Genomic DNA, 12,665 nt, shown 5'->3' with positions numbered 1-12,665 from the left:
AAAGTGCCCATGCGTTTAAATCGTTATAAATTTAGTTAATCTTTGCTTTCGTTAACTAAAATTACTTTACGATGTGGGAAAGGTATTTCAATATTATTTTCATCAAGTGCTTTTTTAATTAACTCTGGCACCGTGTATAAAATTTCAAAGTAATGCTCGCCCTTACAAAAAGGTCTTACTAAAAAGTCTACTGAGCTGTTGTTAAGTGTTTCGACTTCAACAAAAGGAGCTGGATCTTTTAGTATGTGTGGATGTGCTGCAAGTACGGCATCTATAACTTTACGTACAGCCGATGTATCTTCACCGTAAGCAACACCAAAATGCATATCCACACCACGAATTGGATGATGTGAGTGGTTTATAATTTGCGCGCCCCAAATTTGACTATTTGGAATAATAACCTGTTGATTATCGAACGTTTGTAAAATAGTAGTAAACATATCTACTTCTGTTACTTTACCAAAACGCCCAGCGGCCTCAATAAAGTCATTTACTTTATAAGGTCTAAATATTAGTAACATAACGCCCGCTGCAAGGTTCGACATTGCACCTTGTAACGCTAAGCCTATAGCAAGTCCCGCAGCACCTAGCAAAGCAATAATAGAGGCAGTTTGTACACCAAAGCGGTTTAACACTGCAATAAATACAAACGCTAAAATGATGTATCGAGCCATACTGCCTAAAAAGCGAAATAGAGTGTCATCAAGATGAGTATATTTATGACACAAGCCAATAATTAAATTGCGTACTTTGCCCGCTAACCATAAGCCCGCAAGTAAAATAGCAATCGCTAGCAAAATATTAGTAGCCCAATCTATTGCAGCTGGTAAATACTGATTTACATCAATATTATTTATTAACTCATCCATTATTTATATCCTGTATTTAAGTGTTTAATTTAATTATTTCTACCAACCCCTTATGTTAACAATAAATTAACCAAAATACGAATTTAGAAGTGGGTCACTTTGTGTTTTCTGGTTTTAAAACTGCTGATATTGCAGCTATAGAAATAAATAATTAAAAGGTATAAGTAACCCTTAGTACAAGTAAGGCTAAAAGCACAAATGAAGTTTAAATATTTTCTATAAATTACTAATAAGCCCAAATAAACAGATTAAAAATTGATCTCGATTCGAATATATAAACAAATAACAGTTAATATTATTACTTCAATTTGTTGTTTAAAGAGGAAGCCCTATGACTCAGAAAGTTTCAGAGTTAATGACCACTAATCTATTCACAGTAAGCACTTCAAGCACTCTACATGATGCGCATAATTTAATGAAAGAAAAGAGTATTAGACACATACCCGTAGTAGATGAAAATAACTTACTTGTTGGTATCCTTACTCAAAAAATAATGATTGCTAAAGTGATGGGGATCGTAACAACTTTTGGTGAAAACTCACTACAACGCAGAGAGAGAAAAATTAAAGTAGAGGATATTATGACTACAGATTTTATCCGATTAGCACCGAATCAATCATTGCAAGAAGTGGTCACTTTTTTTGTAGAAAATAGACATGGTTGTATGCCTGTAGTCGATGAAAATAACAAGTTGCTTGGCTTATTAACATCTTCTGATTTTGTTAAACTTGCAGCTCGCTTACTTTCAATAAATAAAAATTAATAGGGTTATATTAGGGCCTGTTGACCTTTCAGGATTAAAATTTATTCAATCTAGGGGCTGTTCAATCGCGGCGCGAGGTTTGTAACCTAGTGGGCTCGGTAACTGCTCCTGAGTTACCCTAATAGCTTACACCCATGTAAGAATAAGTAAAAAATTCCGCGTCCTGCTTACGCTCCTTGCCTACATCCATGTAGGCAACAAAGAGTAAAGACCAAGCATACAGCTGAAAATTTAACTTCGAAAGATAAACAGGTCCTAATAACCTCATTTAATAAAACACCCAATGATACATATCGATGACTTAACTACTCTATATAGCAGCTTTAAGCGCTAGCAAAAGTTGATTCTGGTAGGCCTGTTTTACCAAGCAACTATAAAAGTCACAGAAAAAGCTTAAAGTACCCAGCACCCACTAAGTAGAATTTTGAATATTTTACAAATCAGTGCAGAAATTTCAAAAGTGAATGCTCAACTAATTTGTTAAAAATAGATCTTTATTACCTCCTCCCCCTTATAAAATGCAGACTCCATAAATATATACGTTTAGGCACAAGTATTGCTTTATATACCTCATGCTATGTTTATAACTGACCCTTAGCTATAAACCATAAAGCCATATGACAGGAGATATTATGAGTAATACAGATAAAGTAACTAATTTTACCGCGCCGGGTATGAGTGACGAATCAGCTCAAAAAACAATAGCTACACTCGATAATCGCATGGTTGCATTGATAGACCTACAACTTACTTTAAAGCATATTCACTGGAACGTAGTGGGACCTAATTTTATTGGGGTACACGAAATGATAGATCCACAGGTAGACGTTGTACGCGAAATGACTGACACCATTGCTGAGCGGATTGCGACACTTGGTGGAGTCCCTGTTGGCACCCCTAAATCAATTGTAGATCGACGTACTTGGCAGGAATACTCTGTAGGCAAAGGCCTAGTAACAGAACATTTAGCTGCGCTTGATAACGTGTACAACGGTGTTAATGCGGATCACCGCAAAGCAATTGAGACTCTTTCTGAGTTAGATCCAGTATCTGAAGATATGATCACCAGCCAACTAGCCGATTTAGAGCAATTTCAGTGGTTTATCCGAGCCCATTTAGAATCATCTACAGGCGAACTAAAAAGCTAATATATTCAAATTAAGCAAGCCCAGCATCAATATGCTGGGTTTTTTTGATCTATTCATTTATAACTATATAAAACCTTGTATCAACCCTCTCTTAATACAGAATTCGTATAAAAACAATACCAAATTGGTATTACCAAAGAAGTAAAAAAAATATCCTTTCTCCCCAACTCATTTCACAAAGCCATAAGCCGTATCTAGGCCTCGGTGTACTTAATCACTATTTTAACAATCGCTAAAAAACAAATAAAAATGTATAAAAATGTATAAAAATACCGCAAAAAAAATTAAAAACAGCACTTAAAACCATATTAAATAATACAAATAATATAAAAAACCATCTTTGGTAATGATGATTTAGTAAAATTGACTTTAAAATTAAAAATAAAAAAAACATAATAACAAATTGAATTTATTAATAATAAGAAAAAAAAAGCAACACCATGTAATACAAGTTGTGAATTTTTGGTAAACAAAGGTTGTAATAAAAACTTATTTGGATTAATTTTAACCATACCACCTGTATGACACGATACAGAGAAACAATGGTTTAATTGGTTAACCAAACCAAATGACAACACACACAATGACGTAAGTCGTACCCAAACGGGAGAGATACATGAAACTCAATCAAATTACTTCAACACTAATTCACAAACACCAAAGAAGTAGCTCTACAGCAATTAGTGCTGCAGCTCTTTTATTAATGGCTTCTTCTACTATTGCAGCACAAGAAACTCCAGCTGCAACAGAAACCGCCTCTGATGACATTGAGGTTATTGAAGTAAAAGGCATGTTAGGAAGTATGAAAGCCGCCGCTATGCTTAAGCGTACAGATGGACGCATTGTTGATGCTATTGTTGCAGAAGATATTGGTAAACTACCAGACAACAATATTGCAGAAGCGCTGCAACGTATTACTGGCGTATCTATTAATACCGACTTTGGCGTGGGTGACAGTGTTTCTATTCGTGGCTTACCCCAAAACCGAGTTGAATTAAACGGTCGTTCAACTATAGGTGATTCTCGTGATGGTATTAGCTTACAAGATTACCCGTCAAGTTTCTTAAAAACAGTAGAAGTTGTTAAGTCTCCCACTGCCGATATGATTGAAGGTGCGTTAGGCGGAACAGTTAGTTTAAAAACGGTTCGCCCATTAGAGCTAGATAAGCTAACGGGCGCAGTTTCACTAGATGGCGAGTACGCTGATAAAACAGAGAATGTAGCGCCTATTTTTAGTGGTTCAATTGGTAACAATTGGGACTTTGACGAAATGGGAACATTTGGTGCCATTGCTATGTTTTCATTCCAAGATCGCGAAATTCGCCAAGATGAAACATCTAGCCGTGTTAAACCTCAAGACATAGAAATTAATGGTCAAGAAGGTAATACACCTAGTGGCAATGCTATCGTAAGAGACGAGCACAGTGTTGAACAATATGTAGAACAGCGTAAACGTACTGCTGTAAATTTATCGCTTCAGTGGGCACCGCAATCTGGTAATGGCATGGTGTATCTTGATTTAAGTGGCACTAAACGCTCAGGTAATCAAAGTGGTAACTCTATATTAGGTGTTGCGGGTTCATTATCAACAAATGCAAATACAACCCAAGATGCTAACGGCGTAAATAATTACACGTTAACAAACGAATTTGGTATCCCGAAGACATACAGTGACTTTCGTGAGACTGACTCGTTTTCAAACGCACTTGGTGCAGAGTGGAACCTTACTGACAGCATAAAAATCTCTGGTGAAATTGCGGTAGCATCATCAGAAAGCGTAAGACCCGATTCTGAATTTACACTTCGCCCAATCGAAAAATCAACATTCGAAGCAAGTGGCGGTGTTGATTTAGTAAATCATTTATATGATGGTGCGTTTTCGCAAGACGGTAATAAATTACCAAGCATCATTCATTCAGATCCTAATGCATTTACCGACCCACAAAACTTAGCACTACGTACGTTTAAAAGTGAAGATAAAAGAACAGATAATGACGAAACAGCTATTCGTTTTGATGTTGAAATGTTTGAACCTATCAGCAGCTTAAGCTGGGTATCTAAAGTTAAAGCAGGGGTACGAGTTACTAACCGCGATTACGAATATGAGCAATATAAAGTAGAAATTAAAGACATTTATAAAAATGCATTTAATGATTCAGACGGTTCATTAGCCACTTTATGGGTTGATGACTTTAATGCTGCGTTTCCAAATAGTTTTACGACCGTTAGTCACGACAACTCTTTTGACCAATTAGGTCATACTGGGCAAAACGACCTACTAACGTTTTTAAGCTATAACGGTTTGTCTAACCCAGCAAATACTTACGCTCAGTTACAACAGTTGCTTGCAGGAACTAACTTAGCCTCTACAGGTAGCCTTTCAGACAACCAAGAGTTTCAAGAAAGTGCGTACCGTAACGTAGTTGAAGATACAGCCGCAATTTATGTTTCAGCTTACTTAGACTTTGACAACATCACTGCAATTGTCGGTGGTCGTTATGTAACAACAGATTTAGAATCAAGCGTTTATTTAAACGGTGAAAAAGTAACAGGTGAAAATGACTACAGCGACTTTTTACCAAGCTTAAACGTTACGTATAACTACTCAGATGAAACATTATTTCGCTTTGCTGCTGCAAAAGTTATGCGACGCGCTGACTTTAGCGAACTAAGCCCTGCGTTTGACGTTAATAACGACATTACAGGCGCAACACAAGGCTCTATTGATTTAGAACCATATCGTGCAACGCAATATGACCTATCTGTAGAACACTACTTTGATCAAGGTAACGTAATTTCTTTCGCCGTATTTTATAAAGATGTTGAGTCTTTTTTAAGTAATGAAAGTAGCTGTCAGGCTTCTTCAAGTACTGTAGCTGGTCAAAACGTAACTCAATGGAACCAAGTATGTCAGCTTGATACAGCTGGTGTATCGCAAGATAACCTAGTTTATTCTGATGCAACTGACTTCCCAGTAGATGCTGATGGCTTTAATCATGTTGCTGCATTACGTGATGCAGGGCTTACAGGTATCGATACGGTTAAAAATATAAACGGTGAAAACGGCTCAGTACAAGGCTTTGAAGTGGGTTATCAACAGTTCTTTACTGACCTACCAGGTGCATTTTCTGGCTTAGGTATTAACGCAAACTACACATACGCAGACAGCGAGCAACCAAACGGTAACCCGTTATTAGATATTTCTAAAAACACATACAACTTACAAGTATTTTGGGAATACGAAGGTTTCTCTACTCGCCTAGCTTATAACTACCGTGACAGCTTCTTAGATACTGAAAACGAGAAACGTGTAGAAAATATTAACTCAGACGGCAGTATTTCAGCAGAAGGCACTGTTTACGGTAATAACTACCGTGACGACAGAGGCCAGTTAGATTTCTCTGCGAGCTGGGATATTAACGAAAACGTGACCTTAGTAGGTAATGCAACTAACTTAACCGGTGAGCCTTCAATCTACCTATCTGAACTAGGTGGTGCTTGGAAGTACACTGAAGCGGATCGCCGTTACAGCTTTGGTATTCGCGCTAAATTTTAATTTTCCCTAGGGGCTGTTTATCTTTGCGGATTAAAATTTGTTCAAATTAGGGGCTATTTAATCGCGGCGCGAGGTTTGTAACCTAGTGGGCTAAGTAAAAACCGAGCAACAAAGAGTAAATAGCCCCTAGGAAGAACCCTTTGGGCAGCGCCTGTTTGGCATTAATGCTGCGTTATCGCCCATTTATGGGGAATAACCACACTACATAGGCTCTGCCTTGCCTAAATACCAAACAGACTGCTGCAAATTTAACCTTAAAAGATCAACAGCCCCTAGAAACTAAAGCCTGCCTTTATGCAGGCTTTTTTAGCTTTATAAAAGCAACTTAAATTTAAAAGTCAGCATAAGACATAAATTCTTTTGGCAACGACTAAACACAATACATCATGATTAATGTTATACCCTATTTAGGTAGATATACTGAAACCGCTATACTTATCAACTTAAAGTGTGTATTAAAATATCGCAGATTTATATCTGCTGCACCATAGTTTGCCACTACGATAAAGGGGCTAAAAAAGGTGTGTGCTCACTCAATTTTATATCGTTTAAAAGTAGATCAGCTAACTGACCTACTTGATGTAATAAGTGTGCTTTACATTTTTGGATAATTTGAAGGGAAAAACGCTTTTTTAGCGTCTTCATCAAACTCTTTTTTAAAGGCTATATCGGTACCGATTACACGTGCACGAGCAACCGCAGGGCGGCTATCAATGCTTTCAAACCAACGCTTAAGATTTGGGTATGGTGCTAAGCCCTCTTCACCTAGTACAACCGATGCTTTATCAATCCAGCCCCATGCAGATACATCAGCAATGGTATACGTACCACCCACAATAAAATCGCGACCTTCAAGGTGCGTATCAAGTACTTCGTAATGGCGCTGCGCTTCACGTAAATAACGATTAACCGCGTAATCAAGCCCTTCTGGCGCCATGTGTCTAAAGTGAACACTTTGCCCTGAATACGGACCTAAACCCGATGCGATAAACATTAACCACGACAGCATTTCAGCGCGGTCATCGCTCTTGCCTTCTAGCTTCCCATACTTTTCAGAAAGGTACATTAAAATAGCATTCGAATCGAACACGCGAGTTTCACCATCAACAATTGCTGGCGCTTTAGCGTTTGGATTAATTGCTTTAAATTCAGGTGTATGTTGCTCACCTTTTAAAGTATCAAGAGGAACAAGTTCAAACGGCAAGCCTGTTTCTTCTAAAAAAAGTGCAACCTTCATTGGGTTAGGAGTATGGTGAAAATAAAATTTAATCATGTAAAGTTCCTCAATAATTGAGCAACGATTAAAGCACAACTTGAGCAAGTGTTCAAATTAAGTTTTAATTAAGGAAAGTGCGCAGTTAAAACGTGATTTAATTGTGAATATTGCGTGATACTTCAATCTTAAAAATCACTTATGCTAAGGTGAATATTAGCCTTTTTGAGCCACAGTATGCTTTGTAAAACACTCTCAAAGCGTCCAATTTTAAGCGCTCATAACTACTATTTTTAACAACCTCTTTCAAGGCAGCTTTCATTTACATGCTTAATTAGCTCTGGAAAAAACGCTAAAAACACACTTTCTAATTCATTGTAGTTACGCGTTATATCTTCAGCAGAACCTGCAAAGTTATTAGTAAACCGAATGCGTTTGGCTATGTTATCGAGCGCGAGCCCTACTCCATTAATCGTTTCGTACTCTTTAAACCAATCGTTTTTAGTCATACTGGTTACAACCTGTTGCATACGCGGCGGCATAATCGGTATACGTTTGTTTAAAAGCGCAAAACTGTTGTACTTAAAATCATTTAAAGGCTGCTTGTTAAAGCGTTGCCAATGCATAATTAAAAAGTGATCGAATACCACATCAATAGCCACACCAGCAAAGCGCTTTCGCTCGGGTGAAAAGTACTGCTTGGCTTCTTTTACTAATGGGTGAGAATCGGTAAATTTATCAACTAAATAGTGATTATCGAGCCCATTTTTAACTGTGTTTGGCAAATGTTCTAGGTGCCTTTTACCACCAAAGTCACCCAATAAGTTTCCAAAATGAGAATCCGCGGTAGGCCTTGCTAAATAGAGGTGAGCTAAATAATTCACATGTCCTCTGCTTTGGTAGTTAGTGCATTTTGATGGTAACTTAAATTTACCTAAAATTCAGATGTCAGCTTTTCAAAGTAAAGCAATAAAAACATCCAACACAATAAATGCCCTACCAGTTACAATTGTGCTTTATTAATTCAGTAAAGAGTCAGCCTTATTTTGTTATCACTACTGCTCATTTTTCGGTGCGCATAAATCGTAAAATACTTTGCTAATTTTCTTTTTATATTTCCCGCTATTTGCAGATATAGGCCTTACATGGATTACCAAAACAACTTTTTAAGTCGATCACAACAAGCTGCACTGCAACATGCGATGATCAATACCAAGCTTTTAAACGGCACTTCAAATACTAACAACATACCAACATCTGAACAGCAGGCTTATGGGGATATTGCAGTGGTGCTTTACCGCTTTAATTTACAAAAAATAAAATGGCCATCATTTTTAAAAAAAGCAATAAACTCAGCGACCAATACCTGCCAGTGGTTAACCACCGAACTTACAAGGTGTCAGCAAGAATACAAAGCCCAACCAAACGACGCTATAATCATTGAGCAAAGCGCATTTTTTAACGGGATTTTTAGTGAAGAACTCACCTACATCAATGCCTTACTAGGTACTGACACGCAAACTTAATAATATTTCTAAGCGTGAGCAGAGTTACCTTTGAGTTAATTACTTTTACTACTGCCTCAATTATTTGTACTTAAGCTCACAAAACGTTGAATCAATTTTTGCTTGTATAACTATGCTCGTTATTTAAAACGTCTATCGGTACGTAAATTGCTGTTATTAATATTCTTACTTAAGAGTTAACAACTAATAACTCTGCCGCTATTAAATAAAACGAGGACAATATGAGTAATAAACAACTAATTACGACTATAGGTATAGGTCTCGCAGCTGCTTCTGCAGGTATGTTAACAAGGAAAACTTTACAAAAGTCGTGGGAAAAGGTTACCAATGAGCCTGCACCTAAAGACAAGCCAAGCGAAAAAACTGATCTTAAAGAAGCTGTTACATGGGCAGTAGTTTCGGGGATTGGCGCTGGCGCTGCAAGAATGGCTGTACGTTATGTACTAGATAAGCGAAAATCTAAGTAACCGAAGTAAGTCACTCTTATACAGCAAACCCCCTTATAAATACTTATATTTATAAGGGAGATTTGCAGCTAGCTTTACAAGAGATTGGACTATATATGTTTAAGCTTAATTGCTTAGTACATAGAAATTAGCACAAAAAAAAGGTGAAACTAAGTTTCACCTTTTACTAAATCAATAAATGATTATGCAGTAGACACGTTACTTGCGCCTGCGTTGTTAAGTATCTCTTCAATAGCATTTTTGTTATCGCTATCGTACTTAACGCCTATTAAAATAGAGCCTTTTTCAATCGCATCTTCATAATATTTAATTTCGTGCTCAGGAATAAACGCACCAATTGCAGCACCTAAAGTACCACCTACAGCAGCACCAGCACCACCCGCTGCAAACGCGGCCACTAATGGGCCTGCTACTAATAAACCAGTACCACCTGTTGCCACTGTACCTACGGCGGTAAAACCACCAACAATGGCAGCAATAATACCACCTGAAGCCGCACCTACAATGCCGCCTTCAGCAGCTTTTGTTCCTTCGTCAACAGCAAAATCTTCCTTTGCGTATGAGTCGTTAGCTACAACACTTATGTCAGCTTCGCTAACGCCTAACGCTTCTAATCTATAAATAGCCAGTGTTGCTTGTGATGCATTATCAAATAACCCAGTAATAACGGTACTCATAATAACTCCTTTATTTATTTAAAAAATACACCTATTACTAAGCAAAACGTAAGCCATTAAAAATATCCTATTTAATCAACACGTTAAAATTAAACTTTATAACTACCTTAACTTCTCTAAAGTAAATATTGCTAACGTTTGTAAAATACTCCTACTTCCATTAGTAAAATTATTATGCCGAAAACAGCTTTAAAACATGCAGTTATTTAATGCAGGTTAAAAGCACAACTCTAATTAACTATTTACTAGCCCACGTAACTTCGGCAATTTGATTAGTCGCTGTTTGATGAATAATTAAACCATTATTCCCCATACGCATATGCCTAATTAAGCCAGAGTAAACCCCATCTTTACTCGGAACTTGCCAGCTTTGCATGGTTTGAGCTTTTAAATCAAACCTTACTAACGTTTCGGGGCGCTTGGCTGACTCGTTAAACCAAATAGCGTTATCGGCGTATTCAATGGCATACGGGTGGCTGTTTTTACCGCTTGGGTTATCCCACTGCGTTATTTTACCGTTTTTGGGGTTATAGCGGCCAAGTTTACCCATGCCAGAGTTCACATAAAACACCATATCATCAGGCGTAATAGCAAGGCGCCTAGTATGTGTTTTAGCACCTGGAAGTTTTATTTCGCTAAGCGCCATGGTGTTTTTATCAACTTTAATTAAACAGTTACTGCCGTTACACGACACCCAAGGCGTGCCTTTTGAATCAAGCTTAATACCATAAGGACGCGAGCCTTTAGTGGGTAAAGTAGCCAGTTTAATATCGCCACTTATTGGGTCTAGCTTGCCAACCATGTTGCTGTGCTGCAGGGTAAACCAAAATATGCCTGCGCTATCAAACACGCCAGTATGCGGGTCTCGGGCGTTTTTATCAGGCATTTTATACACTTTAAATTTTTCGGTTTTTAAGTCTAAAAACCCAACCGTGCCATTTTTATTGCCTAAAAACCAAGGGGTTTGGTTTTTGTCAAGCGATACACTGTGCGCGTACGTACCTCTTGGCAACGTGTACTCTTTCATTTCACCTGTTTTAGGATTTAACTTACCTAAAATGTTGCCCCACTGGCCAACCCACCAAATAATCCCGTTTTTACCTTGCACGGGATCGCGAGCGCGCTGCCCAAGCGTTGGTACTTGCCAGTATTTAAAAGTAAGTTTTAAATCGCCTTTTACCACCGTTGACTCGCGCTTAGTGTTAACAGGGTAATGCTTTGCCAAATACGTGCTTATATCTTTACTAAGGGCAGTGCCTTCACCGGTATCAACCATATAGCTTATTAGTGTTTGCCAATCTTCTTGGCTATAACCCGCACTGCGCTCAAGGTTGTTTAAACTATGGCAACTGGCACAAACCTGCTCAACTAACACTCCCGACTCGTTACTTAGTACAGGCAACGGCGCAGCCAAAGCCCCTAGCGTAACCATTGCCACAACGTGTTTATTAAATAAAAATCGATTTTTACGCATAACGCCTCCCTTGTTTTTAATATTAAAGCATAGGGCGAAAGTGTTTACTATGTGAGCGATTGGCTTTTAGGAGAATAGTGTCAGTTTAAGTGTCGGCGCAGGAGTCGTTAGCTTTGTGGCGAAATAATGATTCACAAAAATTTAGATATGCTTTTCTGGTTAAAAAACTAATACTAACTATTTCTACATCTTAACCCCAATATTTCGGGCTTTCGCCCGACGCGCCAGCAAGCTCAGCGCCTACAAGTAATAGCATTTGTATTTATCTTTAGCTGTGGTTATTAAGTTGCCTATGCGTTGGGTTTCGCTTCACTCAAACCTACGGTTGTTGCCCGCCTACAAGCTTGCGTATAATGCCTTTATTCTGGCTGTATGTGTTAGCCGCTAATTTGGACTTTAATAATGAAAAAACTCTCTGCAGTGCAAGTAAAACAACAAGCACTTGTGCTTAATGTGGCCGATAAACTAGAAGCACAAGGGCGAGAAGAAATCCCTGGTATGTTGCAGTGTTGGTTTGATGTGGAATATCACTTATTTCCAAGTTCACTACTGCTTTGTTTTCAGTTTGAAAGTGAGCAAGCATTAGCAGCCGCAGAGCCTGATATATTAAAATGGCAAAAGCGTTTAAGCGGCGCAATGCTTAAAAAAGGCGTAATTTTAAAAGATATGCGTAAACATTTAGTGTTTACCTTAAAAGGGCCTGACGATTAATAAAAGAGTTTTTAAAAGGATATATGGCCTTATCCTCGTATTGTCGAAGCGCATAAAACCATAACCGAAAGCCGCTGCATTACTGCAACGGCTTTTTTCTTTTATGAGCACTTAAAGTAGAACCCATAAAGATCAATTTTTAACTCAGGAATTTTTATTAGCCGATAATGCTAATTGGCCAGTTAAACAATACCAATGCTCGGCAAAAGCAAATATCAGTCGATTCAACGTTAATTGGTTGCTCTTGATTAGCAATCGTAG

The 12,665-nt window shown here is 38.0% G+C and carries 11 protein-coding genes; 6 read left to right on the top strand and 5 right to left on the bottom strand.

All coding sequences use genetic code 11. The annotated features are described in order from the left end of the window. Positions 1–35: 35 nt before the first annotated feature. Positions 36–869: a mechanosensitive ion channel family protein gene (locus V6260_RS04905; RefSeq protein WP_341592948.1), complete on the bottom strand. Its 834-nt coding sequence runs from the start codon at positions 867–869 to the stop codon at positions 36–38. A 331-nt stretch (positions 870–1,200) separates the two neighbouring features. Between V6260_RS04905 and V6260_RS04900 the strand changes: the two genes are divergently transcribed. The 3 genes from V6260_RS04900 (at position 1,201) to V6260_RS04890 (ending at position 6,336) form a co-directional block, all read left to right on the top strand. Then, positions 1,201–1,632, top strand: coding sequence for a CBS domain-containing protein (locus V6260_RS04900; protein ID WP_341592947.1), 432 nt, complete (start codon positions 1,201–1,203; stop codon positions 1,630–1,632). Positions 1,633–2,264: 632 nt separating this feature from the next. Beyond that, positions 2,265–2,780, top strand: coding sequence for a DNA starvation/stationary phase protection protein Dps (gene dps / locus V6260_RS04895; RefSeq protein WP_341592946.1), 516 nt, complete (start codon positions 2,265–2,267; stop codon positions 2,778–2,780). Between the two features lie 616 nt (positions 2,781–3,396). Then, positions 3,397–6,336, top strand: a complete 2,940-nt coding sequence (locus V6260_RS04890; RefSeq protein WP_341592945.1) for a TonB-dependent receptor — start codon at positions 3,397–3,399, stop codon at positions 6,334–6,336. Positions 6,337–6,931: 595 nt separating this feature from the next. Here V6260_RS04890 and V6260_RS04885 read toward each other — a convergent pair. Beyond that, a complete protein-coding gene (locus tag V6260_RS04885; protein WP_341592944.1) occupies positions 6,932–7,609 on the bottom strand; it encodes a glutathione S-transferase family protein in 678 nt (225 codons plus the stop codon). Between the two features lie 233 nt (positions 7,610–7,842). Beyond that, positions 7,843–8,433, bottom strand: a complete 591-nt coding sequence (locus tag V6260_RS04880) for an ACP phosphodiesterase (protein ID WP_341592943.1) — start codon at positions 8,431–8,433, stop codon at positions 7,843–7,845. 261 nt (positions 8,434–8,694) lie between these two features. Between V6260_RS04880 and V6260_RS04875 the strand changes: the two genes are divergently transcribed. Both V6260_RS04875 and V6260_RS04870 read left to right on the top strand, forming a co-directional pair. After that, entirely contained in the window at positions 8,695–9,075 is a 381-nt protein-coding gene (locus V6260_RS04875) for a hypothetical protein (protein ID WP_341592942.1), read from the top strand. Positions 9,076–9,296: 221 nt separating this feature from the next. After that, complete coding sequence (locus tag V6260_RS04870; protein ID WP_058547062.1) at positions 9,297–9,542, top strand: DUF4235 domain-containing protein; 246 nt, start codon at positions 9,297–9,299, stop codon at positions 9,540–9,542. A 182-nt stretch (positions 9,543–9,724) separates the two neighbouring features. Here the strand turns inward: V6260_RS04870 and V6260_RS04865 are convergent, their stop codons facing one another. Both V6260_RS04865 and V6260_RS04860 read right to left on the bottom strand, forming a co-directional pair. After that, on the bottom strand, positions 9,725–10,219 hold the full coding sequence (locus V6260_RS04865; protein ID WP_210999023.1) for a hypothetical protein: 495 nt from the start codon (positions 10,217–10,219) through the stop codon (positions 9,725–9,727). Positions 10,220–10,457: 238 nt separating this feature from the next. Then, positions 10,458–11,693 carry a virginiamycin B lyase family protein gene (locus V6260_RS04860; protein WP_341592941.1) on the bottom strand — a complete coding sequence of 412 codons (1,236 nt, stop codon included), beginning with the start codon at positions 11,691–11,693 and terminating at the stop codon, positions 10,458–10,460. 402 nt (positions 11,694–12,095) lie between these two features. On the opposite strand from V6260_RS04860, the gene V6260_RS04855 reads away from it, so the two are divergent. After that, positions 12,096–12,404 (top strand): hypothetical protein, encoded by a 309-nt coding sequence (locus tag V6260_RS04855; protein ID WP_341592940.1) that lies wholly within the window; start codon positions 12,096–12,098, stop codon positions 12,402–12,404. The last annotated feature ends 261 nt before the right edge of the window (positions 12,405–12,665 follow it).

The sequence above is a fragment of the Pseudoalteromonas aliena genome, assembly GCF_038155085.1.
Taxonomy (GTDB): Bacteria; Pseudomonadota; Gammaproteobacteria; order Enterobacterales; family Alteromonadaceae; genus Pseudoalteromonas; species Pseudoalteromonas aliena_A.
This window is presented reverse-complemented; position numbering and strand designations above follow the sequence as displayed.